This is a genomic window from Pseudomonas oryzagri (assembly GCF_020831405.1).
Classification (GTDB): Bacteria; Pseudomonadota; Gammaproteobacteria; order Pseudomonadales; family Pseudomonadaceae; genus Geopseudomonas; species Geopseudomonas oryzagri.
Genome location: NZ_JAJHPU010000019.1, coordinates 293,264 through 319,449 on the forward strand (window position 1 = coordinate 293,264; position 26,186 = coordinate 319,449).

21 protein-coding genes are annotated in these 26,186 nt (G+C 69.5%); 6 read left to right on the top strand and 15 right to left on the bottom strand.

Going from position 1 to position 26,186, the window contains the following annotated elements; genetic code table 11:
- Positions 1-520: 520 nt before the first annotated feature.
- The 5 genes from LMJ29_RS09145 to LMJ29_RS09165 form a co-directional block, all read right to left on the bottom strand.
- The gene (locus LMJ29_RS09145; RefSeq protein ID WP_229605213.1) at positions 521-742 is read right to left on the bottom strand and encodes a formate dehydrogenase subunit delta; all 222 of its coding nucleotides are present in this window, start codon (positions 740-742) and stop codon (positions 521-523) included.
- Positions 739-3,627: a formate dehydrogenase subunit alpha gene (gene fdhF, locus LMJ29_RS09150; RefSeq protein WP_229605214.1), complete on the bottom strand. Its 2,889-nt coding sequence runs from the start codon at positions 3,625-3,627 to the stop codon at positions 739-741. The genes LMJ29_RS09145 and fdhF overlap by 4 nt, the downstream gene beginning before the upstream one ends.
- Positions 3,624-5,183, bottom strand: a complete 1,560-nt coding sequence (locus LMJ29_RS09155) for a formate dehydrogenase beta subunit (protein WP_229605215.1) — start codon at positions 5,181-5,183, stop codon at positions 3,624-3,626. The genes fdhF and LMJ29_RS09155 overlap by 4 nt, the downstream gene beginning before the upstream one ends.
- Positions 5,177-5,659, bottom strand: a complete 483-nt coding sequence (locus tag LMJ29_RS09160) for a formate dehydrogenase subunit gamma (RefSeq protein ID WP_229605216.1) — start codon at positions 5,657-5,659, stop codon at positions 5,177-5,179. The genes LMJ29_RS09155 and LMJ29_RS09160 overlap by 7 nt, the downstream gene beginning before the upstream one ends.
- 644 nt (positions 5,660-6,303) lie before the next feature.
- Positions 6,304-11,172, bottom strand: a complete 4,869-nt coding sequence (locus LMJ29_RS09165; RefSeq protein WP_229605217.1) for a DUF4011 domain-containing protein — start codon at positions 11,170-11,172, stop codon at positions 6,304-6,306.
- A 304-nt stretch (positions 11,173-11,476) separates the two neighbouring features.
- Here LMJ29_RS09165 and LMJ29_RS09170 point away from each other — a divergent pair, with 304 nt between their 5' ends.
- Positions 11,477-12,394 carry a LysR family transcriptional regulator gene (locus LMJ29_RS09170; RefSeq protein WP_229605218.1) on the top strand — a complete coding sequence of 306 codons (918 nt, stop codon included), beginning with the start codon at positions 11,477-11,479 and terminating at the stop codon, positions 12,392-12,394.
- A 51-nt stretch (positions 12,395-12,445) separates the two neighbouring features.
- On the opposite strand, the gene LMJ29_RS09175 is transcribed toward LMJ29_RS09170, so the two are convergent.
- The 10 genes from LMJ29_RS09175 to mdcA form a co-directional block, all read right to left on the bottom strand.
- The gene (locus LMJ29_RS09175; protein WP_229605219.1) at positions 12,446-13,849 is read right to left on the bottom strand and encodes a sodium:proton antiporter; all 1,404 of its coding nucleotides are present in this window, start codon (positions 13,847-13,849) and stop codon (positions 12,446-12,448) included.
- Positions 13,850-14,046: 197 nt separating this feature from the next.
- Complete coding sequence (madM, locus tag LMJ29_RS09180) at positions 14,047-14,811, bottom strand: malonate transporter subunit MadM (protein WP_229605220.1); 765 nt, start codon at positions 14,809-14,811, stop codon at positions 14,047-14,049.
- A gap of 1 nt (position 14,812) precedes the next feature.
- On the bottom strand, positions 14,813-15,241 hold the full coding sequence (gene madL / locus LMJ29_RS09185) for a malonate transporter subunit MadL (RefSeq protein ID WP_229605221.1): 429 nt from the start codon (positions 15,239-15,241) through the stop codon (positions 14,813-14,815).
- Positions 15,242-15,298: 57 nt separating this feature from the next.
- Complete coding sequence (gene mdcH, locus LMJ29_RS09190; protein ID WP_229605222.1) at positions 15,299-16,234, bottom strand: malonate decarboxylase subunit epsilon; 936 nt, start codon at positions 16,232-16,234, stop codon at positions 15,299-15,301.
- Positions 16,231-16,857 (bottom strand): malonate decarboxylase holo-ACP synthase, encoded by a 627-nt coding sequence (locus tag LMJ29_RS09195; protein WP_229605223.1) that lies wholly within the window; start codon positions 16,855-16,857, stop codon positions 16,231-16,233. Before LMJ29_RS09195 ends, mdcH begins: the two co-directional genes overlap by 4 nt.
- A 16-nt stretch (positions 16,858-16,873) precedes the next feature.
- Entirely contained in the window at positions 16,874-17,680 is an 807-nt protein-coding gene (gene mdcE / locus LMJ29_RS09200; protein ID WP_229605224.1) for a biotin-independent malonate decarboxylase subunit gamma, read from the bottom strand.
- Entirely contained in the window at positions 17,677-18,528 is an 852-nt protein-coding gene (locus LMJ29_RS09205) for a biotin-independent malonate decarboxylase subunit beta (RefSeq protein WP_229605225.1), read from the bottom strand. Before LMJ29_RS09205 ends, mdcE begins: the two co-directional genes overlap by 4 nt.
- Positions 18,521-18,820, bottom strand: a complete 300-nt coding sequence (locus LMJ29_RS09210) for a malonate decarboxylase subunit delta (RefSeq protein ID WP_229605226.1) — start codon at positions 18,818-18,820, stop codon at positions 18,521-18,523. The genes LMJ29_RS09205 and LMJ29_RS09210 overlap by 8 nt, the downstream gene beginning before the upstream one ends.
- 2 nt (positions 18,821-18,822) lie before the next feature.
- A complete protein-coding gene (locus LMJ29_RS09215) occupies positions 18,823-19,698 on the bottom strand; it encodes a triphosphoribosyl-dephospho-CoA synthase (RefSeq protein ID WP_229605227.1) in 876 nt (291 codons plus the stop codon).
- A complete protein-coding gene (mdcA, locus tag LMJ29_RS09220; protein WP_229605228.1) occupies positions 19,698-21,359 on the bottom strand; it encodes a malonate decarboxylase subunit alpha in 1,662 nt (553 codons plus the stop codon). Before mdcA ends, LMJ29_RS09215 begins: the two co-directional genes overlap by 1 nt.
- Before the next feature lie 332 nt (positions 21,360-21,691).
- Here mdcA and LMJ29_RS09225 point away from each other — a divergent pair, with 332 nt between their 5' ends.
- The 5 genes from LMJ29_RS09225 to tssE all read left to right on the top strand — a co-directional run bounded on the left by LMJ29_RS09225 (position 21,692) and on the right by tssE (position 26,184).
- Positions 21,692-22,006 (top strand): hypothetical protein, encoded by a 315-nt coding sequence (locus LMJ29_RS09225; protein WP_229605229.1) that lies wholly within the window; start codon positions 21,692-21,694, stop codon positions 22,004-22,006.
- 167 nt (positions 22,007-22,173) lie between these two features.
- A complete protein-coding gene (gene tssA / locus LMJ29_RS09230; protein WP_229605230.1) occupies positions 22,174-23,733 on the top strand; it encodes a type VI secretion system protein TssA in 1,560 nt (519 codons plus the stop codon).
- 32 nt (positions 23,734-23,765) lie between these two features.
- Positions 23,766-24,272 (top strand): type VI secretion system contractile sheath small subunit, encoded by a 507-nt coding sequence (gene tssB, locus LMJ29_RS09235; RefSeq protein WP_229605231.1) that lies wholly within the window; start codon positions 23,766-23,768, stop codon positions 24,270-24,272.
- Between the two features lie 25 nt (positions 24,273-24,297).
- Positions 24,298-25,773 (top strand): type VI secretion system contractile sheath large subunit, encoded by a 1,476-nt coding sequence (tssC, locus tag LMJ29_RS09240; protein ID WP_229605232.1) that lies wholly within the window; start codon positions 24,298-24,300, stop codon positions 25,771-25,773.
- Positions 25,774-25,779: 6 nt separating this feature from the next.
- Entirely contained in the window at positions 25,780-26,184 is a 405-nt protein-coding gene (gene tssE, locus LMJ29_RS09245) for a type VI secretion system baseplate subunit TssE (RefSeq protein WP_229605233.1), read from the top strand.
- Positions 26,185-26,186: the final 2 nt, after the last annotated feature.

A 26,186-nucleotide genomic window follows, 5' to 3' on the forward strand; every position in this document is an offset into this window, starting at 1 on the left:
TCGCCAGGCGAATGAATTCGCCCCTACAAGGAGCTCCCTGTCGCGCATGCCAAGGGTATCGGCGGGGTCCGGCCACTGACGTAGGGTGGGAAACTGCCGCAGGCATTTCCCACCATCCGCATCTGGCGGTGGTGGAAAATCGCTGCGCGAGTTTTCCACGGGGTGGCCATCCACCCTGCGGTTCTTCTGTAGGGGCGAATTCATTCGCCGACGCGACCTCGCCAGGCGAATGAATTCGCCCCTACAAGGAACTCCCTGTCGCGCGTGACAAGGGTATCGGCGGGGTCCGGCCACTGACGTAGGGTGGGAAACTGCCGCAGGCATTTCCCACCATCCGCATCCGGCGACGGTAGAAAATCGCTACGCGAGTTTTCCACGGGGGCCATCCGCCCTACAGTCAGGTGCCAGCAGGTTGTCCCATCCCTGGGAGCGCCCTACTTCTGCTCCGGCAATCCGCTTGGCCCGCGGCCACCGGGCTCCCGCCTGCACCGAGCGACAGGCGGGGCTATCCCGAGTCGCCCTAGACCTTACTTCCCGCCCCCGTCAGCGCCGCCTGCACCAGCGGGTGCAGGTCGGCGCCGTAGTGCTCCTCCTGCCAGACCGTCAGCTCGCGGCGCATCGCCGGGGTCCAGAAGCTCTGCAGGTGCTGGCGCACGCCCTGCACGGCCAGGTCCTTGTCCGGCTCGCTGGCGAAGTACTGGGCGATCTGGTTGGCCATCTTGATCAGGTTGTCGGTGCTCATCGGCGTCCCTCCGCTTTCTCGGCGCGACGGCGCTCGGCGAGCAGGCGCCGCTGTTCGTCACTGAACTCCTGGTAGCGCTTCTGCCACTCGGAAGGCTGGTAGACCCGCGTGACCTCCACCGCCGTGACCTTGTATTCCGGGCAGTTGGTGGCCCAGTCGGAGTTGTCGGTGGTGATCACGTTGGCCCCCGATTCGGGGAAGTGGAAGGTGGTGTACACCACCCCCGGCGCCACCCGCTCGGAAACCCTGGCGCGCAGCACCGTCTGCCCGGCGCGGCTGCCCACGCCGACCCAGTCGCCGTCGGCGATGCCGCGGCTCTCGGCGTCGCTGGGGTGGATCTCCAGGCGGTCCTCCTCGTGCCAGGCGACGTTGTCGGTGCGCCGGGTCTGCGCGCCGACGTTGTACTGGCTGAGGATGCGCCCGGTGGTCAGCAGCAGCGGGTAGCGGCTGTTGACCTTCTCCTCGGTGGGCACGTAGCCGGTGAGCATGAAGCGCCCCTTGCCGCGCACGAACTCCTCGATGTGCATGGTCGGCGTGCCGTCCGGCGCGGCGTCGTTGCACGGCCACTGCAGGCTGCCGTGGCGATCCAGCTCGGCGTAGCTGACGCGGGTGAAGGTCGGCGTCAGGCTGGCGATCTCGTCCATGATCTCCTGCGGATGCCAGTACGCCATCTTGTAGCCCAGGGCGTTGGCCAAGAGCTGGGTGGCCTCCCAGTCGGCCAAGCCGCCGAGCGGGTCCATCACCTTGCGCACGCGCGAGATGCGCCGCTCGGCGTTGGTGAAGGTGCCGTCCTTCTCCAGGAACGAGCTGCCCGGCAGGAACACGTGGGCGAACTTGGCGGTTTCGTTGAGGAAGATGTCCTGCACCACCACGCATTCCATGGCCGCCAGCGCCGCGGTGACGTGCTGGGTGTTGGGATCGCTCTGGGCGATGTCCTCGCCGTGGCAGTAGAGGCCCTTGAAGGTGCCGCCGAGGGCCGCCTCGAACATGTTGGGGATGCGCAGGCCCGGATCGGGCTGCAGGGTCACGCCCCAGGCCTGCTCGAACTGGTCGCGCACCGCGTCGTTGGAGACGTGGCGGTAGCCCGGCAGCTCGTGGGGGAAGGAGCCCATGTCGCAGGAACCCTGGACGTTGTTCTGGCCGCGCAGCGGGTTGACGCCGACGCCCTCGCGGCCGATGTTGCCGGTCGCCATGGCGAGGTTGGCGATGCCCATCACCGCGGTGCTGCCCTGGCTGTGCTCGGTGACGCCCAGGCCGTAGTAGATCGCCGCGTTGCCGCCGGTGGCGTACAGCCGGGCGGCCGCGCGGATCTGCTCGGCGGGCACGCCGCACACCGGGCCGAGGGCCTCCGGCGAGTTCTCCGCGAGGCCGACGAAGTCGCGCCAGTGGGCGAAGGCCGCCGCCTCGCAGCGCTCCTCGACGAAGCGCTGGTCGATCAGCCCCTCGCTGACGATGACGTGGGCCAGGGCGTTGAGCATGGCCACGTTGGTGCCCGGACGCAGCTGCAGGTGCAGCTCGGCGCGGGCGTGCGGCGAATCCACCAGGTCGATGCGCCGCGGGTCGATGACGATCAGCCGCGCGCCCTGGCGCAGACGTTTCTTGAGCAGGGAACCGAACACCGGGTGGGCGTCGGTGGGGTTGGCGCCGATCACCAGGATGACGTCGGCCTGCAGCACCGAGTCGAAGCTCTGCGTGCCGGCGGACTCGCCGAGGGTCTGCTTCAAGCCGTAGCCGGTGGGCGAGTGGCAGACGCGCGCGCAGGTGTCGACGTTGTTGTTGCCGAAGCCGGCGCGGACCAGCTTCTGCACCAGGTAGGTTTCTTCGTTGGTGCAGCGGCTGGAGGTGATGCCGCCGATCGAGTCGCGCCCGTACTTGAGCTGGATGCGGCGGAATTCGCCGGCCGCGTAAGTGACCGCCTCCTCCCAGCTGACTTCCTGCCAGGGGTCGTCGATGCTCTTGCGGATCATCGGCTTGGTGATGCGGTCGGGGTGGGTGGCGTAGCCCCAGGCGAAGCGGCCCTTGACGCAGGCGTGGCCGTGGTTGGCCTGGCCGTTCTTGTCCGGGACCATGCGCACCAGCTGCTCGCCTTTCATCTCGGCGCGCAGCGAGCAGCCCACGCCGCAGTAGGCGCAGGTGGTGACCACGCTGCGCTCGGCCTGGCCGATCGCCACCACGGTCTTTTCCATCAGCGTCGCGGTCGGACAGGCCGCCACGCAGGCGCCGCAGGACACGCACTCGGAGTCGAGGAAGTTGTCGCCGCCGGCGGCCGCGACCCGCGAGTCGAAGCCGCGGCCCTCGATGGTCAGGGCGAAGGTGCCCTGGATTTCCTCGCAGGCGCGCACGCAGCGGCTGCAGACGATGCACTTGCTCGGGTCGTACTCGAAATACGGGTTGGAGACGTCCTTCGCCTCGTCCAGGTGGTTGGCGCCCTCGTAGCCGTAGCGCACCTCGCGCAGGCCCACCTGGCCGGCGACGGTCTGCAGCTCGCAGTTGCCGTTGGCCGGACAGGTCAGGCAGTCCAGCGGGTGGTCGGAGATGTACAGCTCCATGACGTTGCGGCGCAGGTCGGCCAGTTTCGGCGTCTGGGTGCGCACTACCATGCCCTCGGCCACCGGCGTGGTGCAGGAGGCGGGGTAGCCGCGCATGCCCTCGATTTCCACCACGCACATGCGGCAGGAGCCGAAGGCTTCCAGGCTGTCGGTGGCGCACAGTTTGGGGATGCTGGTGCCGAGCATTGCCGCGGCGCGCATCACCGAGGTGCCGGCGGGCACGCTGATTGCGCGGCCGTCGATGCTCAGGCTGACCTGCACCTCGCTTTCGCGCGCGGGGGTGCCAAGGTCGAGGGTGCCCAGGTCGGCGGTGGCGGGGTCGAAGATGTTGATCATTGGTCGGCCTCCGGAGTCTGCAGACCGAAGTCGGCGGGGAAGTGCCTGAGGGCGCTGGTCACCGGGTAGGCGGTCATGCCGCCCATGGCGCAGAGCGAGCCGTAGGTCATGGTGTCGCAGAGGTCCTTGAGCAATTCGGCCTGCTCCTCGCGGGCGGTGATGTCGGTGGCGGCGATCAGGCGGTCCACCACCTCGACGCCGCGGGTCGAGCCGATCCGGCACGGCGTGCACTTGCCGCAGGATTCCTCGGCGCAGAACTGCATGGCGAAACGCGCCATCTGCGCCATGTTCAGGGTGTCGTCGGCGACCACCACGCCGCCGTGGCCGAGCATCGCGCCCATCGCGGCGAAGGCCTCGTAGTCCAGCGGGGTGTCGAACTGCGCCGGCGGCACCCAGGCGCCCAGCGGGCCGCCCACCTGCGCCGCCTTCAGCGGCCGGCCGCTGGCGGTGCCGCCGCCGTAGCCTTCCACCAGCTCGCGCAGGGTCAGACCGAAGGCGCGCTCCACCAGGCCGCCGTGACGGATATTGCCGGCCAGCTGGAAGGGCATGGTGCCCAGCGAACGACCCATGCCGAAGTCGCGGTAGAACTGCGCACCGCGGGCGAGGATCACCGGCACCGAGGTCAGGGTGAGCACGTTGTGCACCAGGGTCGGCTGGCCGAACAGGCCCTGCAGCGCCGGCAGCGGCGGCTTGGCGCGCACCAGGCCGCGCTTGCCCTCCAGCGAGTCGAGCAGCGCGGTTTCCTCGCCGCAGATGTAGGCGCCGGCGCCGACGCGCACTTCGAGGTGGAAGGCGCGGCCGCTGCCGGCCACGTCGGCACCGAGGTAGCCGGCTTGCCGGGCGATGCCGATGGCCGCGCGCAGCGTCTCCACCGCCTGCGGGTACTCGGAGCGCACGTAGATGTAGCCGAGGGTGGCGCCGACGGCGAGGCCGGCGATGGTCATGCCCTCGATCAGCAGGAAGGGGTCGCCCTCCATCTGCATGCGGTCGGCGAAGGTGCCGGAGTCGCCCTCGTCGGCGTTGCACACCACGTACTTCTGGGCGGCCTTGGCGCCGCGCACGGTGCGCCACTTGATGCCGGCCGGGAAGGCCGCGCCGCCGCGACCGCGCAGGCCGGAGTCGAGCACCGCGGCGACGATGTCATCGCCCTCCAGGGCGATGGCGCGGGTCAGCCCTTCGAAACCGCCATGCGCCTGGTAGTCCTCCAGCGACAGCGGCCGGGTGATGCCGGCGCGAGCGAACAGCAGGCGCTGCTGGCTCTTCAGATAGGGAATCTCCTCCACCGGCCCCAGGGCCAGCGGATGGGCGCCGGCGTCGCCGGCCAGGGCGTCCAGCAAGGACGGTACGTCCTCGACCGTCAGCGGGCCGAAGCCCTGACGGCCTTCGGGGCCGTCCAGCTCGACCAGCGGCTCCAGCCAGAACAGGCCGCGGGAGCTGGTGCGCTGAATGTCCAGCGACAGGTTGCGCCGCTCGGCCTCGCGGGCCAGGGCGTCGGCTACGTCGTCGGCACCGACCGCGCGGGCGACGGAATCACAGGGGATACACAGCTTCAGCATGAACCGTCCTCCAGGCAGCCCTCGACCAGCGCGCGCAGGCGCTCGGGGGTAAGGCGCGCGTGCACGCGGCCGTCCAGCTCCAGGGCCGGCGAACAGGCGCAGGCGCCCAGGCAATAGACCGGCCGCAGGTGGATCGCGCCGTCGGCGCTGGTGCCGTGGTCGTCCACCTGCAGCTGCTCGCGCAGCTGGGCAGCCAGGGCTTCGGCGCCGCGGCTCTGGCAGGACTCGGCGCGGCACAGGCGCAGGGTGTGGCGCGCCGGCGGCGTGGTGCGGAAGTCGTGATAGAAGCTGATCACCCCGCGGACCTCAGCCTGGCTGAGGTTGAGCGCGTGGGCGATTTCGGGAACGGCGACGTCGGGGATGTACCCGGCATCGTCCTGGATGGCGTGGAGGATCGGCAGCAGGGCACCCGGGGTGTCCTTCTCGCGTTCCAGCACGCGGTGAATCAGAGGCAGGTGAAGCGTCTCATCAGGCATACAGCGTACCTCGGCATCACGGACGCGACTGCCAATGGCGGCAGCGGTCCGGAAATCTTCGGCTGCGGCGAACCCGCCGCGTCGCACAGCGCAGCTTCGTTGGTCGCCATCCTTGCGCCCCAGGCAGGCGTCGTCGCGCCCCTGGCCCGGAACATTGGCAAAGCTTGCCATCCCCGCCGCCCGGACATTGCACCCGAACGACACTGCGCATCCTGAATCCGACCGGCCATCAAAGGAAGCCAATTTCCCGGCCGGCAAGGGGCGAATTCATGCGCGACGGCCCCGCTCAGGCGAGCGATTTCCCGGCCTGTAGGGGCGAATTCATTCGCCGACGTTGCCTGGTCGGGCGAGTGAATTCGCCCTTACAGTCATGGGTCGAAGCAGATCGAGAGTGGCACAGGGCGGGCCACGGCGCAGCCCTGCCCGCCCGCCAAGCCGACGCGCGGCCCGACGCGGAATGGGCGGGACTTTTTCCTGCCCGCGCGATCCCCTGCAGGGGCGAATGAATTCGCCGACGCGGCTCCGTCGGGCGAATGAATTCGCCTCCTACAGAAGAGCCCCGCGTGAGATGTCGATCTGAACGGCGCGCCGGCGGGCGCTGCGCGGGGCTTGGCCAGCCCGCGCGATCTACAACCCCTCGCGCCCTACTCCTGCACCTTGGCCCGCTTGCGCTCCAGCAGCTTGCGCAGCTGCTGGTCGAGCTTGTCGAGGGTGCCGGCGGGGTCGAGCCAATAATCGGTCGACCACAGGCGCAGGATTTCCCAGCCCAGGCCGCGCAGCACGCTTTCGCGGACCTTGTCGCGGTCGCGGGCGGTGGCCGAGCGGTGGTAGGTGGCGCCGTCGCACTCGATGCCGGCGAGATAGCGGCCCGGCGCGTCCGGATCGACCACGCCCAGGTCGATGCGGAAGCGCGATACGCCGACCTGCGGGTGCAGCGTCCAGCCCTTCTCGGCCAGGGCGCGGGCCACCGCCTCCTCGAACGGCGAGTCGAAACCGCCCACCGAGCCGTGCACCGCCGCGTCCAGCGCGCGCACGCCACGCTCGGCGAATTCGAGGAAGTGCTTGAGGTCCTTCACCCCTTCGGCGGCGGTGCGCGAGAGGTCGATCTGCTCGGGGCGCAGGCTGGAGAACACCTTGAGTTCGGCGCGCGCGCGGGTGATCGCGACGTTCAGACGGCGCTCGCCGCCGCTCTTGTTGAGCGGGCCGAAGTTCATGCTAAGCGTGCCCACGCTGTCCGGGCCGAAGGTGGTGCTGAACAGGATCAGGTCGCGCTCGTCGCCCTGCACCGATTCGAGGTTCTTGACGAACACCGGCTCGATCAGCGCCTCGTCGAAGTGGCGATCCAGCGCCGGGTTGCGTCGCCGCGCGGCGTCGAGCAGGTCGAGGATCAGGGTCTGCTGCTTCTGGTTGAAGGTGACTACGCCCAGGGTCAGCGCGCCCGGCTCGACGTTTTCCAGGCGCTGCTCGATCTCGGCCACCACGGCGTCGGCCTCGGCGCGGTTGGTCTGGCTGCCGCCACGGTCGTAACTACCTCCGACGAACTGCAGGTTGACCGCGCGGTCGGCGGTGGCCGGCGACGGGAAGGTGATCAGCCCGCCCTTGTAGTAGCGATGGTTGGAGAAGGTGATCAGGCTCTCGTGGCGCGAGCGGTAGTGCCAGGACAGGCCCACGGTCGGCAGGTTGGCGCCGAGCAGCTCGTCGAGGATGCTCTCCAGATCCTCGTCGTCGCTGCCCTCCTCCTCGCCGGCCTGCGCGGTGCCGAAGAAGCTGGTCGGCGGCAGCTGTTTCGGATCGCCGACCACCACGGTCTGGCGGCCGCGGGCGATGGCGCCGATGGCGTCCCACACGGTGATCTGCGAGGCCTCGTCGAAGATCACCAGGTCGAACGGCTGCTGATCGGCCGGCAGGTACTGGGCGATCGACAGCGGCGACATCAGCAGGCAGGGGGTCAGCGCGGCGACGGCGTTGGGCGCCTCGCGCAGCAGCTGGCGCAGCGGCTTGTGGCGGACCTTCTTCTCCAGCTCGCGGCGGATGATGCCGAATTCGCTGGATTTCTGCGCATCCTCGCGCGCCACCAGGCCCTCGCGGATGCGCGTGCGGATGCACTGCGCGGTGATTTCCCGCACGCGGTCGTCGAGGGCGCGGAAGCTGGCGATCTTGCGCTCGTGCTCGACCGCCACGAAGTTGCGCAGCGCCGGGGTGGCGTCGATCTTCTGCGCCAGCCACCAGCGCGCGTAGTTGACCTCCAGGGTGCGCTGCGCCTGGCCGGCCGGCACGCGGCCCTGTTCGAGGGCCTCGACCAGCGGCAACAGGCCGAGCGCCAGCGCCTCGCCGCGCACGCGCAACCAGGCGCACCAGGCATGCAGGCGGCCGTGGCCGCTCTCCAGGCGCTCGGTCAGTTCGAGCAACTGGGCGAGCCCGGCCATGCCCGGGCTGTACAGCTCGTCCACCGGGCGGCCGGCCAGGCTGGCGAACTCCTCGAGCGCCTCGGCGAAATCGTCCTGCAGCTGCAGGTAGCGGCCGCACAGGCGGCCGACCGGGGCGTCGGCGGCGAGCAGTTCGTTGGCGTCGACCACCAGCAGGCGCAACCCGCTGCGCAGCGCGGCGAGCTGCTCGGGATCGGTGGCCAGCGCGGCGAGCAGCTGGCGCAGGCGCCAGGCGGTGTCGGCGAGCACGCGCAGCTGCGCCGGATCGGAATCCAGGCCGCGCCAGCCGGGCAGGCCGTCGAGGCGGGCGAGCAGCGGCTGCAGCTCGGCATTGATCGCCTGCAGCCCGCGCAGCTGCGCCAGGTCGACGCCGACCTGGGCGCCCTCGCCGACGCCGGCGTGCTCGTGCAGCCAGGCGTGGAACTGGCGCAGCTTGAGGATCTTCAGCGGCCACCAGCAGCCGGCGGCTTCCTGCCAGCGCCGTTCCAGCGCGGCGAGATCGAGCGCCAGCAGGCGTTCGCGCGGCCAGGCGATCGACAGCTCGGCCTCGGCCTCGGCGAAGCGTTCGAGCAGGCCGACCGCCTTGTTCAGCGCGTCGAGGCGCTCCAGCACGTCGGCCTGGAAGGCGAAGCCCAGTTCCTTGCCGATGGTCTGCGGCAGCAGGTCGAGCAGCTGCTCCAGCGCGGCGAGCTGGCCGCGGCCATTGATCGGGCGGATCAGGCCCAGGCGCTGGCCCAGTTCGACCAGCGCGCCTTGCAGGGTGCGCACGCGCGCGCCCAGGGTGCCGGCCTGCTGGAGCAGCGCCTGCTGCCAGGCCAGGCTCCACTCCTCGACCTGCAGGAAGGCCAGCGGGTGATTGGCGAGATCGCCGAGTTCGGCGGCATTCAGGTCGATGCGCTCGGCCACCGCCAACAGCTGCTCCAGCGCGCCGGCGTCGTGCTGGTCCGCGCTCGCCCAGCGCAGGGCGACGGTCGGCACCTGGGCATTGGCCACCGCGGTGGCCAGCGCCTGGCGAATGCTCAGGCCGTTGCGCTGGCGCTCGTGCAGCGCCTTGACCAGCTGGTTCAGCTCGTCGCGCAGCAGGCGCAGGCGGCGGGTCTCGCGCGCCCATTCGGCGTCGGACAGCACGCCGCGCGCCTGCCAGGCCTCGCCGAGCTGGCGGATCACGTCCTGCTTGCGCGCCTTGTTGGAGTGCAGCTCCAGGCAGAACTCGCCCAGGCCGTGCTCGCGCAGGCGGCGGTAGACCACCTCCAGCGCCGCGGCCTTCTCGGCGACGAACAGCACGCTGCGCCCCAGCGCCAGGTTGTGGGCGATCATGTTGGCGATGGTCTGCGACTTGCCGGTGCCCGGCGGGCCGATCATCACGAAATTGCGCCCCTCGGCGGCGGCCACCACGGCGGCGAGCTGCGAGGAGTCGGCGGACAGCGGGGTGAACAGCTGCTCGGGGGTGAGGCGCAGGTCCAGCTCGGCCGGGGCGACGAACTCGCCGCCGGCCTCGAACGGCTCGCGCGGGGTGTCGAGCAGGTGGCGCACCACCGGGTTGTCCTTGAGCTGCTCGACGCGGTCGACCAGATCCTTCCACATCAGGTACTTGGCGAACGAGAAGGTGCTCAGCACGACCTCGTCGACGATTTCGAAGCCGTCCACCTCGAGCACCTCGCGGCGCATGCGGGTGAGGATGCCGGCGATGTCCAGGCCGCGCTCGTCGCTGGGCAGCAGGGCGTCGAAGCCCTGGATGTCGAGGTCGAAGTCCTGGCGCAGCATTTCCAGCAGGGTGGTGTTGAAGCGCGGCTCGTCGTCGCCCAGGGTCAGGCGGATGCCCGAGCTGATCGACTTGCGGGTCAGGCTCACCGGCAACAGGATCAGCGGCGCGCGGTAGCTGCGGTCCTTGACCCCCGGGCGCTGCCAGCGCAGGAAGCCGATGGCGAGGAACAGGGTGTTGGCGCCGCCCTCCTCCAGGTCGCTGCGCGCGCGGCGATACAGCTCGACCAGGGTGGCGTCCAGCTTGTCGGCCTCCAGTGGGGCGAACAGGCGGCCCCTGGGCAGCGCGGCGAGCGCGGCCTGCGCCTGGGCGGCGGCGTCCTCGACGGTGGCCGCCTTGGGCAGCGCATCGATGGCGAACGCCTTGCCGCCGGCCAGCAGGTCCTCCAGCTCGGCCGCGTCGGGGGCCAGCAGCGGGATGGCCACCTTGCTGTCGCGCAGGCTGAGCAGCGGGTTGCGCAGCGACAGGTCGAGTAGCCGGCGCTGCCACTGCTCCAGACGGCCGCCGGGGCCGGCGGGCAATTCGTCGTCGTCCGCCGCGGCGGCGGCCGCCAGCTCGGGCGCCTCCAGCACGCGCGGGTCGGCGGCCGGCACAGCGGGCGCGTCGAGCGGGTGGATCTGCGCGGCGCGCGCCTGGGCGAGGTCGAGCACCAGGGCGAAGCGCGCCTCGTCGCCGAGGCGCTGCTGGGCGGCGCGGATCGCTTCCTTGAACGGCACGCCCCGGGCGAGCAGGCCGCTGTCGAACAGCAGCACTTCCTTCAATTGCACGCGCTTGCGCAGGGCCAGGGCGTCGGTGGTGCAGATGCGCGGGAAGAAGCCTTCGGCGTTCAGCCACAGGCCGACGTAGGCGTGCTCCTGTTCCAGCACGAGCAGCGAGTGCAGGCCGAGGCGTTCGAGCAGGGCGGCGAGCAGCAGCGCGGCGTCGAGGGCGCTGGCGCTGCGCCCCTGAATGATCTGCGCGGGACTGCGCAGGCGCTGCGCCTCGGCCAGCGGCGCCGGCAGCGGCAGGCCGTCGAGGCGCAGGCCGAGCAGCACGTTCCACAGCGCCGCCGTCTGCAGGCCGAGGCGCGCGGCGTCGGCTGCCGCGTAGCCGTGCAGGCTGGCGTCGTGGCCGTTGCGCTTGAGCAGCTCGCCGGCCAGCGCCAGCAGCTTATCCAGCACCGGCTGACCGGGCAGACAGAAGGCCGCCAGGCGCTCGGCGGCCTGCCGGTAGCCGGCCCAGAGATGACGCTCGGAGCCGGCGAGATCCGCCGCCGTCCGCCCCGCCTCCGGCGGGGTGCGCTCGGCGCTGCGGCTCTGCTCCGGAATCTGGGCTTGTTCGGACATCCAGCGGTCTCCAACCGGCGGGTCGCGGCACGGCGACCCGGTGCCGGCGCGATGGCGTCGGCAGCAGTGTTCATGAGGGGGAAAAGGCGTCGGGCAACGGCTGGCGTTGCCATCCTTCTGCCATATACCTGTACGGGCGCACAGTATCCGCAGCCATCCGGCAGGTAAAGGTTTTTTCCAGCAAAGTCAGGCAGTTGGACCATGCTATCGAGGAGAAATTGCAGAAAAGACAATTTTCTGTCGCGCGCGGGCGCAGCGCCTTTGCGGCACAATCGACGAAAACCGGCGCCGGCGAAAAACCCTCATGCAGATCGACGAAGAACTGACCTTCAAGAAGCTGGAAATCTTCCTGGCCTTCATGCGCAGCGGCAACCTGTCGCGCGCCGCCGCCGAGCTGGACACCAGCACGGTCAGCGTGCACCGCGCCCTGCATTCGCTGGAGAGCGCCCTGCGCTGCCCGCTGTTCCGCCGCGAGGGGCGCAAGCTCACCCCGCTGGAGAGCGCCCACGTGCTGGAGGACCGCGCGCAGAAGCTGATCGCCGACATGGTCGACACCGTGCGCCTGACCCGCGAGGCGGCCGGTTTCGGCGCCGAGCGCTTCAAGCTCGGCGCGCTCTACTCGCTGACGGTGAAGACGGTGCCGCAGCTGATCATGGGCCTCAAGCTCAGGCGCAGCGAGCTGAACATCGACCTGATCCTCGGCTCCAACGTCGATCTGCTGTACAAGCTGAAGAACCTCGAGCTGGACGCCATTCTGGTGTCGCTCAACGACAGCGTGGCCGACCCGGACTGCGATTCGCTGCCGCTGTTTCGCGACGACATCTTCCTCGCCGTACCCACCGACTCGCCGTTCGCCCGGCAGGCCGAGGTGGATCTGGCCGATCTGCGCGAGGCCACCTTCATCACCCTCACCCAGGGCTTCGCCACCCACCAGGACGCCCAGCGCGTGTTCCAGCAGGCCGGCTTCGCGCCCAAGGTGGCGATGCAGGTCAACGACATCTTCACCCTGCTCAGCATGGTCAGCTCGGGGGTCGGCTACGCCCTGCTGCCCGGGCGCATCGCCGCGGTGTACGAGAACCGCGTGCGGCTGATCCCGCTGCAGGCGCGCTACCGCATGCAGCAGCAGATCGGCGTGGTGTTCCTCAAGAGCCGCGAGCGCGACCCCAACCTGCTGGCGCTGCTCGCCGAGTGCCGGATGTACGCCAAGCGGCACGAGGGCTGAGAACGTCAAGGCTCCGCACGAAGCGAAGCCTTTCGACCGCAGGGGCGGCGGTCAGAAGAAGAACAGCGTCAGCAGCACGAACCACGGCACCAGGATCGCCAGCGACCAGAGCAGGAAGGCGAAGAAGCTCGGCATCGGCACGCCGCGCTGTTCGGCGATCGCCTTGACCATGAAGTTCGGCGCGTTGCCCACGTAGGTCAGCGCGCCCATGAACACCGAGCCCATCGACACCGCCAACAGGGTGCGCGGCAGCTCGTGCATCAGCACCTGGGCGTCGCCGGCGGCCAGGTTGAAGAACACCAGGTAGGTCGGCGCGTTGTCGAGAAAGCCCGACAGCAGGCCGGTCATCCAGAAGTACATGGCGTCGCGCGGCGTGCCGTCGCCGGCCGTCACCAGCCCCACCAGCGCGGCCAGCTGTCCGGCGCTGCCGGCACGCAGGATGGCGAGCACCGGCGCGATGGTCAGGAAGATCCCGGCGAACAGCTTGGCGACCTCGAGCATCGGCGCCCAGTCGAAGTCGTTGCCGGCGCGCACCTGCTTCGCGGTGATCAGCAGCGACAACCCGGCCAGGCCGAGCAGCAGCAGGTCGCGGACCAGGTTCTGCAGCTCGACCGGCGTGCCCAGCAGGACGAAGGCGACCCCCGGCTTCCAGCTGCCCGACAGCAGCACCGCACCGACCACCCCGCCCAGCAGCAGGAAGTTGACCTTGCCGTATACCTGCAGCGGCGAGTCCGCCGACGGATCGCGCGGCAGCAGCTCGTCTTCGCGGGCGAAGAAATAGCGGTCGAGGGCATAGAACAGCGCCAGCAGAACCAGCGAGGACAGCAGCACCGGCAGGAACATGTGCTCGACCGTCCAGAAGAAGCCCACCCCGGCGAGGAAGCCGAGGAACAGCGGCGGATCGCCCAGCGGCGTCAGCCCGCCGCCGATATTGGCCACCAGGAAGATGAAGAACACCACCACGTGCACGCGGTGCCGGCGGTTGTCGTTGGCGCGCAGCAGCGGGCGGATCAGCAGCATCGCCGCGCCGGTGGTGCCCATCAGCGAGGCGAGCAGCACGCCGATGGCCAGCAGCAGGGTGTTCAGCCGCGGCGAGCCGTGCAGGTTGCCCCACACCAGGATGCCGCCGGAGATGGTGTAGAGCGCGAACAGCAGAACGACGAACGGCAGGTACTCGGCCAGCAGCGCATGCACGATGGTCGCCAGGGTGGCGTGCGGGCCGAAGGTGACGGTGAACGGGACCAGCAACAGCAGGGTCCAGAGCGCGGTGATCTTGCCGAAGTGATGGTGCCAGAACTGTGCGGCGAACAATGGCAGCAAGGCGATCGACAGCAGGATGCCGGCGAAGGGGATGCCCCAGGCGAGGCTCAGGGTGGCGCCGTCGAGATCCGCCGCGCACGCCCAGCCGGGCGCCAGGGCCAGGGGCGCGAGCGCCGGGAGCAGAATCCGTTTCATCGTGCTGGGTCTCCTGTCCATGCCGGCCCCGCCACGGGCGGCGTCGGAGCCAGCGCGCAAGCGTCCCGCGGCCACGACGTGCTGCGCGCCGCAACACTGCCGGCGGCCGGCACCGGCCGGCCGCTCTAGCCAAGCATAGAAAGAAACGGAAAAACCGGGGCCGCCGGACGGCGGCCCCGGTTATCTGCGCCGCTGGCTCAGCCGACCAGGCCGCGCACGCAGAAGTAGAGGATCGACGGCCCCATCAGGCAGCCCAGGCCGGTGTGGAAGGTCGCGGTCAGCGCGCCGTAGGGCACCAGGCGGCGGTCGGTGGCGGCAAGGCCCGCGGTGACGCCGGAGACGGTGCCGGCCAGGCCGCCGAACACCATCGCCGAGCGCGGGTTGTCGAGGCCGAGGAAGCGCGCCGACATCGGCGTGAAGACCATCACCAGGATCGCCTTGATCAGGCCGGTGGCGATGGACAGCGCCACCACGTCCGAGCTGGCGCCGATCGCCGCGCCGGTGACCGGGCCGACGATGTAGGTCACCGCGCCGGCGCCGATGGTGGTGATGCTCACCGCGTCGCGATAGCCGAACGCCCAGGCCACGGCGGCACCGACGATGAACGGCAGGACGGTGCCGAGCAGCAGCGACACCGCGCCGATCATCCCGGCCTTGCGCGCCTCGGTGGCCTGCACCTCGAAGGCGGTGGCGACGATGGCGAAGTCGCGCAGCATGGCGCCACCCATCAGGCCGACGCCGGAGAACAGCGCGAGGTCAGCCAGGCCCTTCTGGCCGCCGCTGATGGTGCCGCCGATCCAGGCGAGGATCAGGCCGATGACGATGGCGATGGCCGAGCTGTGCACGCGACCGAAGGTCAGGTGACGGGACAGCAGCACGGAAACCCAGGTGACCACGCCGACCAGCGCGAAGGCGGTGATCAGGCCGTTATGGGCGAGGCCCTTCTCGATCATTTCCCACATGTCAGCGACCTCCCGCCGGAGCTACGGCCGGTGCGGCGGCCGGGGCGATTTCGGATTCCAGCGCCGGCAGCGGCGCGCCCTTGTTGGTACGGCTGATCGCCGCGATGGTGACGCCGCACAGCAGCACCGAGCCGACCGCGGCGATCAGCGCCACCGGCCCGCCGTGCAGGGCGGTGACCACGTTCTGCTGGGCCGCCATGGCGACCACCACGGGGATGTACATCGCGCCCCAGAAGCCGACGCCGAGCTCGCATTCCTTGCTCATGCCGCCGCTCCTGTGCGTCCACAGGCGGGCGCAGATCAGCAGGATCATGGCGATGCCGACCCCGCCGACGTTGGATTGCACGCCGAGCAGGGCACCCAGCAAGTCACCGAGGATGACGCCGGCCAGGGTGCAGATGGCCAGCAGGGCTACACCGTAGATAATCATTGTTGTTGTCCTTTTATGGATCGAAGGGTTGTTGTTCTTGTACTTCGCGAGGGGCGGTCAGCGGTCGGCGCAGCCCTCCTCGCGCAATAGCGCGTCCAGCGTGTCGAGACGGGCGCCCTGGAAGGCGGCCACGGTTCCCTGTCTCAGCATCCGGCGGGCCAGTCCGCTGAGGACCGTGCCCGGAGGCAATTCGATGTGCAGGCGCACGCCGCGTTCGACGGCGCTGCGCAGGGTGCCCTGCCAGTCGACCAGGCGACACATGTTGAAGGCCAGGTCGTCGCGCAGGGCGGCCGGCTCCATGACCAGGCGCGCCGAGCTGCTGCTGAGATAACGCAGCGCCGGCCGGCGTACTTCCACCTGGGCGAAGGCGGCGGCCAGTTGCGCGGCGGGCTCGTCGAGCAGCGGGCAGTGCGACGGCACGCTGACCGCCAGGCGCTTGACCGCGCCGGCGCCGAGGGTGCGGGCCCGCTCGCCGACCGCCGCCATGGCCGCGTCGCTGCCAGCGATCACCAACTGGTTGGCGGCGTTGACGTTGGCGAGGTACACCGGACTGTCCGCGCCGTTCACCTCGGCCAGCAGGCCTTCCACCGCCGCCCGCTCGAGGCCGAGGATGGCGGTCATGCCGTAGCCGCTCGGCCACGCGCGTTCCATCAGTTCGCCGCGCAGGGTGACCAGGCGCACCGCGTCGCCGAACTGCAACGCTCCGGCGGTCACCGCCGCGGCCCAGGCGCCGATGGACAGTCCGGCCACGTAGTCGGGCCGCGCGCCGCGCGCCATCAGCAGCCGCGCGCAGGACACCCCGGCGAGCAGCAGGCACAGCTGCACGGCGCGGGTGGAACGCAGGGCTTTCTCACTATCCAGCGCCAGCACGTCCTCGTCCAGCACCGAACCGGCCTCGCGCAGACAGGCGGCGACCTCGGGCGAATCCGGCAACTGGTGGAGCATGCCCGGCTGCTGGGCGCCCTGGCCGGGGAAGGCGAACAGGCTGCTCATGCCGCCACCTCCTGCCACGGGTCGCGCACCAGACGCGGACCCTGCTCGGTCTTGAGCAGCACCTGCGACGCCGGCCCCGCCCATTCGCGCAGGGCGATGGCGCCGGCCGGCGTCTCCAGCTGCAGGTCGACCCGGCACAGGGCGCGGTCGAGCAGGCCCAGCAACTCGGCGGCAGCGCCGCGCGCCAGCGGCTGCGGCGCGCGCAGCAGCAGGTCGAGATCGCTGTTGGCGTGCAGCACCGGCGCACCCGTGGCCAGTTGGTAGCCGGCGCCGCCGGTGACGCCCCAGACCAGATCCAGGGCATCCAGCTGCGGCGCCAGCCAGGCCAGCGCGCGCAGGGCCGACGGGGCGTCCTGCCCTGCCCCGCCGCCGGTCAGCTGCTCCGGCGCCACCCGGCGGCTGATCGCCGCCAGCGGCATCCAGCTGGCGTAGCGCTGCTCGCGACCGCGACCGCGCACGCCCACCGCGACCTGACCTTGCGGCGCCGGGCCGCGGCGCACCACCACCGGCTGGCCGGTGGCGAGCACGGCGCGCGCCCAGTCCGGCGCGCCGGCGTCGAGCTGCGCGGGGTGCATGCCCCAGAGCAGGTCGTGGGCTAGCGGCTGGTGGTCGATGGCAGACATGGGCGTGTCCTCCGGCTTACCACTGCGCGCGCAGCAGTTCGCGCACGCGTTGCGAGGCGGCGCGGTTGGCGGCGCCGAGGCGGCCGCGCAGGTCGCTACCTTTATTGCGGATATCGACCTGCGCCTGTTCCAGGCAGGCCTGCACGCGCGCCAGGTCGTCGCCCTGCGGCGTCTCGATGGCGGCCACCGACAGGCTTTCCCAGAGCAGGCCGAGCGAGGCGTAGCTGTCGAGGTCGTAGGCCATCGGCGGCACCTTGGCGGCGAAGGCTTCCAGTTCGTCGACCGTACGCAGGGTGACCCGCGCGGCGGATTCCTTGCCCATGGCGTGGACCATCACCCCCGGATCGCGCAGGGCGACGGTGCGGTTGGCCTGGTAGCCGTGGGCGAGGAAGGCGCCGGACATGGCCTTGCCGACCAGCAGGGCGATTACCGGATGGCCGGCCAGGCGGGCGCGGGCGTAGCCGTCCACCGCGCCGGCCAGCGCCTGGTGGATGCCGAGGGCTTCCTCGCGGCGGCCGTAGGCCTGGCTGGGCACGTCGACCACGGCGACCACCGCACGCTTCACCGCGGCGTCACGGTCGGCCGTGATCACCTCGTCCAGCGCGCGGCCGAGGCTCCAGCCTTCCAGCAGGCCGACCTCGCCGCTGCGGGCGCGCGGGAAGCGGTTCTCGGCATCCGCCACCACGGCGATGTAGCGGGCCGGCTGGCCGCCGAGGCTGGCGTCGACCACGCGCACCGAGGCCGGGTAGCCGGGTTGCTCGGCGGCATTGCCGGTGAGGGCGCGCAGCCAGTTGAGGCCGCGTTGCGAAAGGACGGTGCTCATGCCTGGTCTCCTTGGTAGAGGGCGCGCACGGAGGCGGCGTCGGCCTGCGGCTCGGCGTCGAAGCGCGCCAGCAGGTCGAGGAAGCGGGCGTACTGGCGGCTGCGCGGCAGGGCGTCGCCCGGCTGCTCCAGAGTGGCCAGCAGACGCGCGCGGATGACGTCCACCTCGTCGGCGACATAGGCATCGACCAGGCCGCAGGCGAAGCGCTGCTCGCCGCCGGTGAGGCTCCAGATGAACGGGCGGTCGCGCGAGTCGTACTCGTCGAGACCGGCCTCCTGCTCGATCACCTGCGGACCGTTGAGACCCAGGCGCGCCTCGCGGGTCACCAGCAGGTGGCTGCACAGCGCGGCGGCGATCGACATGCCGCCGAAGCAGCCCACGGGACCTGCGACCACGCCGATCACCGGCTGGTACTGGCGCAGCTCGACGATGGCGGCCTGCACCTCGGCAATCGCCGCGAGGCCCAGGTTGGCCTCCTGCAGGCGCACGCCGCCGGTTTCCAGCAGCAGCACGGCGCAGGTGGGAATGCCGTTGCGGTTGTCCTCGGCGGCCAGTTCCAGCGCGCCGGCCAGCTTGGCGCCGCCGACCTCGCCGAGGCTGCCGCCCTGGAAGTTGCCCTCGATGGCGGCGATCACCGCCGGGCGACCGCCGAGGGTGCCCTTGGCCACCACCACGCCGTCGTCGGCCTGCGCGACGATGCCCTGGGCCTCCAGCCACGGCGACTTGACCCGGGCGAAGGGGTCGAGCAGCTCGCGCATGCTGCCGGCATCGAGCAATGCGGCAGCGCGCTGGCGGGCGCCGAGTTCGACGAAGCTGCGACTGTGCAGCAGTGCATTCAGGTCAGACATCGCTCACCTCCTCCAGCGCCTGCTCCAGACGCAGCCGCACCACACCGGGGGTGGCACCGAAATCGTGGATATCGACGTTCAGGGCCAGCGGGTTGCCACCGGCGAACATGCGTTCGAACAGGTGGCGCCAGCGCTCGGCGCTGCCATTCACCGAGGTGACCACCTGGATGCTCAGGCTGCCGGCCTGGCCGGGTTCGAGCAGCACTTCCAGGTCGCCGGAGCCGACGCAGCCCACCTGGGCGTGCCGGCTTGCCGGCAGGCCGGCGGGGAAGGCAAAGGACAGGGTTTCCATGTTCACAGGCTCCCAATCTGCGCCCGGAGCGTCGGCTCCAGGCGGTCGAGGAATAAAGTCACGGCGAGCAGATCGGCTGCACCGCCGGGCGAGGCATTCAACCTCAAGAGACTGACGTCCAACTCTTTCAGGCGGCGGCGGCCGGCCAGGCCGGCGCTGCCGCCGGCCTCCAGCACCGCGCGGGCACCGTCCTGCATACAGGCCAGACCGATCTCGCCGGCGCGGTGCAGCACGCAGGTGTCGTCGAGCTGCGCCATGATCGCCAGCAGCGCGTCCAGCCGCGCGTGGCTTTCGCCGGTACCGGCGGCGCGGCTGCGCTGCAGCTGCGGCAGACCGTGGTGCAGCGCGGCGGGGAAGCCGGCCTGCGCCTCGGCGCGCGCGCCGCCGACGCCATAGCGCTGGCGCACCCGTTCGCCATTGCTCGGCGCACGTTGCGGGATATGGCGATCCTCCAGGCGGGCCAGGCGCGCTGCGCGCAGGGTCACGCTGTGCGGCGCCGGCCGGTCTTCCTGGGCGGCGGCGGTGACCAAGAGGCCCAGCGCCCAGATCGCCCCGCGATGGGTGTTGACCCCGCCGGTGACCTCCAGCATCTGCGCCTCGCCGGCGCGGCCGAGGTGGCCGAGGGTCTCGCGCAGGGCCACGTCGACCCGCCCGGCTTTCTCGCCGGCGGCGGCCATGTCGTGGAAGGTGGCCCACAGCGACCAGGCCGAGGCGTGCATCAGCTCCAGGCTCAGGTCGTCATGGGCGCCGCTGCCGCGGCGGTCGACCAGCGCCGGCTTGGGCGACAGCTCGACCTCGTCGATCAGCGCCTCGACGGCAAGGTCGGCGAGCGCCTCGGCCAGACTGAGTTGCGGGCGTGCCGCAATCCGGGCGTTCATCACCAGCTCCTGAACTTGGCGGGCGGGTTGTAGAGGCCGCCGGACCAGTCGACCAGCTCGGCGATGCTCTTGGCGGCGAGCAGCTCGCGGCTGGCGTCGGTGCGGCGGATGCCCAGATCCTCCGGCAGGGCGATCAGCCCCGCGCGGCGCATGCGCTCGGTGTCTTTCGGATCGTGGCGCAGGCCGATGGCGGTGACGCCGGCCACCGCGGCGATCATCGCCTGGCGCTCCTCCAGCGAGCGCGCCTTGTACAGGTAGGCGATGCCTTCCTCGGTGAGCAGGTGGGTGACGTCGTCGCCGTAGATCATCACCGGCGCCAGCGGCATGCCGACCTTGCGCGCCACCTCGACGGCGTCGAGCTGCTCGACGAAGGTGGGTTTGCCGCCCTCCTGGTAGGTCTCGACCATCTGCACGACGAGCTTCTTGCCGCGCTCCAGCAGGGTCACCGGTTCCGTCATATCCAACCACGCCGGGGTGGCGTGACGACGGCCGCGCGGGTCGTGGCCCATGTTCGGTGCGCCGCCGAAGCCGGCCAGGCGGCCGCGCGTAACGGTGGACGAGTGACCATCCCCGTCCACCTGCAGGGTCGCGCCGATAAACAGGTCGACCGCGTACTGGCCGGCCAGCTGGCACATCATGCGGTTGGAGCGCAGCGAGCCGTCGCGGCCGGTGAAGAACACGTCCGGGCGCGCCGCCACGTAGTTCTCCATGCCCAGTTCGGTGCCGAAGCAGTGCACGCTCTCCACCCAGCCGGTCTCGATCGCCGGGATCAGGGTCGGGTGCGGGTTGAGGGTCCAGTTGCGGCAGATCTTGCCCTTGAGGCCGAGGCGCTCGCCGTAGGTCGGCAGGATCAGCTCGATGGCCGCGGTGTTGAAGCCGATGCCATGGTTGAGCGACTGGACGTTGTGCTTCTCGTAGATGCCGCGGATCGCCATCATCGCCATCAGCACGTGCACCGGCTTGATGTGGCGCGGATCGCGGGTGAACAGCGGCTCGATGTAGAACGGCTTGTCGGCCTGCACCACGAAGTCGACCCAGCTGGCCGGGATGTCCACGCGCGGCAGATCGCGCACGTCGTCGACGATCTCGTTGACCTGGACGATGACGATACCGTCGCTGAACGCCGCCGCCTCGACCAGCGCCGGGGTGTCCTCGGTGCTCGGTCCGGTGTAGATGTTGCCCGCGCGGTCGGCGACGAAGCCGGCGACCAGGGCGACGTTGGGAATCAGGTCGACCAAGAGGCGCGAATACAGCTCGATGTAAGTGTGGATGGCGCCGACCTCGAGCAGGCCGTCCTCCATCAGCTGGCCGATGCGCAGGCTCTGCGGACCGGCGAAGGAGAAGTCCAGCTTGCGGGCGATGCCGCGCTCGAACAGGTCCAGATGCTCGCTGCGGCTGACGCTGGGCATGATCATGTGCAGGTCGTGCAGACGGCCCGGATCGACCTTCGCCAGCGAGCGGGACAGGAAGTCGGCCTGCTTCTGGTTGTTGCCTTCCAGCACCACGCGATCGCCGGGGGCGAGCAGCGCTTCCAGCGCGGCGACGATCCTGTCGGTCGGCAGGACCACTCCATCGGCCAGCTGGCGCACCTGGGCGAGGCGACGCTGCTTCTCGCTGCGCCGACGCGACCACTGCGGCGGGGGGGAAATTGTTGTTGTCATGGCTACTCCACGAGGTTCCGCTGTCGTGGAGTCACGGTAGGGTTCGGGGCGGGGGGCGTTCAATCAAGCCCGCCGGTCGATCGTTACTCTCAGGTTAACGATTGCGCAGGCGGATCGCCTGCGTTGCCCCCGTCGCCAATCGCGACAGCGCAGGGGACGATGCGCCAGGAGCTGAAGTCGCCAGCCTGGGTGAGTGACTGGGGAAATGGCGGAAGGTCCTGAGCAGCGTTCGGGGGAGTTTTACCCGCCGTTGCCGCCATTCGCCGGTAATAAAGTCGAGGCGTGACGAAGTAGCGCGCCGCGCCGCCCAGTGTCAGCGGATAACCACAGGCGTGATTACTGACGACAACTTCACGGTTTCCCGCCGGGCAATTAACCCTTTATTTGACCTGAATCATCCACAGACCAAAACAGCAGGTCCAGCCAATAGCCAGAGCCACTCCAGAGCCACTCCAGAGCCAACTGCAAGACACTTCACAAAATACGCCGGGCAGCCTAAGCAAAACTCAAAAGTTGCCCCCAAAGATGCCATCAAAGAAATATCACAGCGATTTCAAAGCGCTTCCCTATCGAATGAAAACCGCGTCACAGAGGGTGTTGCAAACGTGACAAGCCATTCTCGACAAAGCCAAGCAGTTCACACATGACAGCTTGTCCGGCAATTCGGCGACATCTAGGATGCAGCCCTACTTAATTCTATGCGCAACTTGTTGCACAGAAATTAAGTGCGCAAAAATTTGCGCAACCACGATTGGCGATAATTCTCGCCCGAGAGAGCAGGACGCTCTTCTCGCCTTCATAGAGTCAGGGATAGATGCACTTCAAGAAGCTCGCCGAGCACTATATTGCGCTGGCTACGATGCCTATCGACGCCACCGACTTCGCCGGTACGGATGTACGCTATTCGGTGGAGTTCGAGGCGCTGGAAGGCGAGCTGGGCAAATCCTCCGCGCTGCACGAGACGACCGCCATCGACTGGGGCAAGGTACTCACGGGCAGCGAGGCCCTGCTCGCCAACCAGTCCAAGGATCTGCGCGTCGCCGCCTGGCTGAGCTGGGCGCTCTACCAGCGCGAATCCTTCGCCGGCCTGCAGGCAGGTCTCGCCCTGCTCCATACGCTATGCAGCCGACACTGGGCGGAGCTGCACCCGCGCAAGTCGCGCACCCGCGCCGCGGCCCTGAGCTGGCTGCTGCCGCGTCTGGAGCAGGCGCTGGCCGTGCAGGTGGCGGTTGGCGAACAGCTACAGCTGTTCCGCGCCCTCGCCGGCTACCTGCGCCAGCTGGACGACTGCCTGACCGCTCATCTGGGCGAGGAAGCCCCGTTGCTGCTGCCGCTGTGCCGGCGCCTCGACGAACTGGTTGAGCGCGCCAGCCAGGGCCACCCGGAGGCCGGCGCGGTCGGCGCGGCCATTGCCCAGGTCAAGCAGGCCGCCACCCAGATCATCAATCCCACCGGCGTGGTGGAGAACCACAAGGACGCCCACCGCAACCTGCGCAACCTGCAGGAGCAGGCGCGGCCGCTGTGCAGCTGGTGGCTCAAGCAGAAGGCCGGCGACCAGCGCGCCCTGCGTCTGGCGCGCACCCTGCTGTGGCTGCCGATCGATGCCCTGCCCGAGCGCAACGCCGAGAAGATCACCGCCCTGCGCGGCCTGCCGGCCGACAAGCCGGGCAGCTATCGCGAGCGCTTCAAGCAGGGGCTGTACGCCGACCTGCTGCACGATCTGGAAACCAGCATCGCCCGCTCCCCGTTCTGGCTGGACGGCCAGCGCATGGTCTGGGAGTGCCTGCTGGAGCTGAACGCCGCGCAGGCGATGCTGGAAGTGGAAATCCAGCTGGCCCTGTTCCTCCAGGGGCTGCCCGGGCTGGAGGAGCTGCGTTTCCATGACGGCAGCCCGTTCGCCGACGCCGAGACCCGCGCCTGGATCGACGCCCATGTGCGCCCGCACCTGCAGGACCCGGCACCCGCGCCCGCCCATGTCCCCGGCGAAACCGGCGCCCTCCCCGCCTGGGAGGAGGCCCTGCAGCACGCCCAGGGACAGCTGCGCACGGACGGCCTGAAGGTCGCCGTGCAGCACCTCAAGCAGGGCCTGAACCGCGCCCAGGGCGGTCGCGAACGCTTCTTCTGGCAACTGGCGATGGCCCGCCTGTGCTTCCAGGCGAAGAAGTACGAACTGGCCCGCACCCAACTCGAATCGCTCGACCAGCTGCTGCAGACCTCCGGGCTCGGCAGTTGGGAGCCCGACCTCGCCCTGGAGGTACTGCACCTGCTGCACAGCTGTTGCGAGCTGCTGCCGCAGAACCACGCCGTGCGCGAACGCAAGGACGAGATCTACCGCAGGCTGTGCCACCTCGACCTCGAAGTGGTACTCGACTAGGCCCCCGGGCCGCATACGCAAAGGAGAACACCATGGCCAAAGAAGGCTCGGTAGCCCCCAAGGAACGCATCAACGTCACCTTCAAGCCCGCCAGCGGCGGCGCCCAGGAGGAAGTCGAACTGCCATTGAAGCTGATGGTGCTCGGCGATTTCACCCAGCGCGCCGACGATCGCAAGCTCGAGGATCGCAAGCCGATCGCCATCGACAAGCAGAACTTCGACGAGGTGATGGCCAAGCAGGAGCTGAACCTGACGCTCGGCGTGCCCAACCGTCTGCAGGACGAGCCGCGCGACGAGGAGCTGGCCGTGCAGCTGCGCATCGGGTCGATGAAGGATTTCAACCCGGCCAGCCTGGTCGAGCAGGTACCGGAGCTGCAGAAGCTGATGGAGCTGCGCGACGCCCTGGTCGCCCTGAAGGGCCCGCTGGGCAACGCCCCGGCCTTCCGCAAGGCCATCGAAAGCGTGCTCGCCGACGACGACTCGCGCGAGCGCGTGCTCACCGAACTGGGCCTTGCCGCCCAGGACAAACTGGACGCCTGAGCCCGACCGACAAGGACGCCACCCAATGAGTACCCAAGCAGCAGTACAAAGCAGCCGCAGCGCCAGCGAACTCGGCATTCTCGACCGCATCATCGCCGAAACCCGCCTGACACCCGACGACGAGGCCTACACCATCGCCAAGCGCGGCGTGTCCGCCTTCATCGAGGAGCTGCTCAAGCCGCAGAACGAAAACGAGCCGGTGAAGAAGGCCATGGTCGACCGCATGATCGCGGAGATCGACGCCAAGCTCAGCCGGCAGATGGACGAAATCCTCCACCACCCGCAGTTCCAGTCCCTGGAGTCCGCCTGGCGCGGCCTCGAGCTGCTGGTCGAGCGCACCAACTTCCGCGAGAACATCAAGCTGGAGATCCTCAACGCGTCCAAGCAGGACCTGCTGGACGACTTCGAGGACAGCCCGGAAGTGGTCCAGTCCGGCCTGTACAAGCACGTCTACACCGCCGAGTACGGCCAGTTCGGCGGCCAGCCGGTCGGCGCGCTGATCGCCAACTACTTCTTCGACCCCAGCGCGCCGGACGTGAAGACCCTGCAGTACGTCGCCAGCGTCGCCAGCATGGCCCATGCGCCCTTCATCGCCGCCGCCGGGCCGAAGTTCTTCGGCCTGGAAAGCTTCACCGGCCTGCCGGATCTCAAGGACCTCAAGGATCACTTCGAGGGCCCGCAGTTCGCCAAGTGGCAGAACTTCCGCGAACAGGAAGACGCCCGCTACGTCGGCCTGACCGTGCCGCGCTTCCTGCTGCGCACGCCCTACGATCCGCACGAAAACCCGGTGAAGTCCTTCGTCTACAAGGAAAGCGTCAGCGCCAGCCACGAGCACTACCTGTGGGGCAACACCGCCTACACCTTCGCCACCCGCCTGACCGACAGCTTCGCCAAGTTCCGCTGGTGCCCGAACATCATTGGCCCGCAGAGCGGCGGCACGGTGGAGGATCTGCCGCTGCACCAGTTCGAGAGCATGGGCGAGATCGAGACCAAGATCCCCACCGAGGTGCTGGTTTCCGACCGCCGCGAATATGAGCTCGCGGAAGAAGGCTTTATCGCCCTGACCATGCGCAAGGGCAGCGACAACGCCGCCTTCTTCTCCGCCAACTCGGTGCAAAAGCCCAAGTTCTTCGGCAACGGCGAGGAAGGCAAGCTCGCCGAGCTGAACTACAAGCTCGGCACCCAGCTGCCCTACCTGTTCATCGTCAACCGCCTGGCCCACTACCTGAAGGTGCTGCAGCGCGAGCAACTGGGCTCCTGGAAGGAGCGCAGCGACCTCGAGCGTGAGCTGAACAAGTGGATCCGCCAGTTCGTCGCCGACCAGGACAACCCCAGCGCCGAAGTTCGCGGCCGCCGCCCGCTGCGCGCCGCGCAGATCGCCGTCAGCGAGGTGGACGGCGAGCCGGGCTGGTATCGCGTCAGCCTGAGCGTACGCCCGCACTTCAAGTACATGGGGGCGGACTTCACCCTGTCGCTGGTCGGCAAGCTGGACAAGGAGTAAGCGGCGATGGCCTACGGCAGCCTGTTCGAACGTCTCGGCGGTGACGCCGGCCAGCGCGCTGGCTGGAGTCACGAGGTCGCCGCGATGGCCTCGGTGGCTGCCCACCTGGCCAAGATGCTCAGCACCCGGGCGGGCAGCGTGCAGACGCTGCCCGACTACGGGTTGCCCGATCTCAACGACATGCGCCTGTCGCTGCACGACTCGCTGCAGCAGGCCCGCAGCGCCATCGAGCGCTTCATCGAGGCCTACGAACCGCGCCTGCGCCAGGTGCGGGTGGTTTCCCTGCCGCGCGACCACGACCCGCTCAGCCTCAACTTCGCCATCGAAGGGCTGCTGGAAGTGGATGGTTTCAAGCGCCAGGTCAGCTTCGCCGCCCGTCTGGATGGCAGCGGCCAGGTAAGGGTCAGTTAAGG

Coding starts and splice junctions, on each gene's coding strand:
- LMJ29_RS09145 (WP_229605213.1), bottom strand. CDS start 742: ATGAGCACCGACAACCTGATCAAGATGGCCAACCAGATCGCCCAGTAC.
- fdhF (WP_229605214.1), bottom strand. CDS start 3,627: ATGATCAACATCTTCGACCCCGCCACCGCCGACCTGGGCACCCTCGAC.
- LMJ29_RS09155 (WP_229605215.1), bottom strand. CDS start 5,183: ATGCTGAAGCTGTGTATCCCCTGTGATTCCGTCGCCCGCGCGGTCGGT.
- LMJ29_RS09160 (WP_229605216.1), bottom strand. CDS start 5,659: ATGCCTGATGAGACGCTTCACCTGCCTCTGATTCACCGCGTGCTGGAA.
- LMJ29_RS09165 (WP_229605217.1), bottom strand. CDS start 11,172: ATGTCCGAACAAGCCCAGATTCCGGAGCAGAGCCGCAGCGCCGAGCGC.
- LMJ29_RS09170 (WP_229605218.1), top strand. CDS start 11,477: ATGCAGATCGACGAAGAACTGACCTTCAAGAAGCTGGAAATCTTCCTG.
- LMJ29_RS09175 (WP_229605219.1), bottom strand. CDS start 13,849: ATGAAACGGATTCTGCTCCCGGCGCTCGCGCCCCTGGCCCTGGCGCCC.
- madM (WP_229605220.1), bottom strand. CDS start 14,811: ATGTGGGAAATGATCGAGAAGGGCCTCGCCCATAACGGCCTGATCACC.
- madL (WP_229605221.1), bottom strand. CDS start 15,241: ATGATTATCTACGGTGTAGCCCTGCTGGCCATCTGCACCCTGGCCGGC.
- mdcH (WP_229605222.1), bottom strand. CDS start 16,234: ATGAGCAGCCTGTTCGCCTTCCCCGGCCAGGGCGCCCAGCAGCCGGGC.
- LMJ29_RS09195 (WP_229605223.1), bottom strand. CDS start 16,857: ATGTCTGCCATCGACCACCAGCCGCTAGCCCACGACCTGCTCTGGGGC.
- mdcE (WP_229605224.1), bottom strand. CDS start 17,680: ATGAGCACCGTCCTTTCGCAACGCGGCCTCAACTGGCTGCGCGCCCTC.
- LMJ29_RS09205 (WP_229605225.1), bottom strand. CDS start 18,528: ATGTCTGACCTGAATGCACTGCTGCACAGTCGCAGCTTCGTCGAACTC.
- LMJ29_RS09210 (WP_229605226.1), bottom strand. CDS start 18,820: ATGGAAACCCTGTCCTTTGCCTTCCCCGCCGGCCTGCCGGCAAGCCGG.
- LMJ29_RS09215 (WP_229605227.1), bottom strand. CDS start 19,698: ATGAACGCCCGGATTGCGGCACGCCCGCAACTCAGTCTGGCCGAGGCG.
- mdcA (WP_229605228.1), bottom strand. CDS start 21,359: ATGACAACAACAATTTCCCCCCCGCCGCAGTGGTCGCGTCGGCGCAGC.
- tssA (WP_229605230.1), top strand. CDS start 22,174: ATGCACTTCAAGAAGCTCGCCGAGCACTATATTGCGCTGGCTACGATG.
- tssB (WP_229605231.1), top strand. CDS start 23,766: ATGGCCAAAGAAGGCTCGGTAGCCCCCAAGGAACGCATCAACGTCACC.
- tssC (WP_229605232.1), top strand. CDS start 24,298: ATGAGTACCCAAGCAGCAGTACAAAGCAGCCGCAGCGCCAGCGAACTC.
- tssE (WP_229605233.1), top strand. CDS start 25,780: ATGGCCTACGGCAGCCTGTTCGAACGTCTCGGCGGTGACGCCGGCCAG.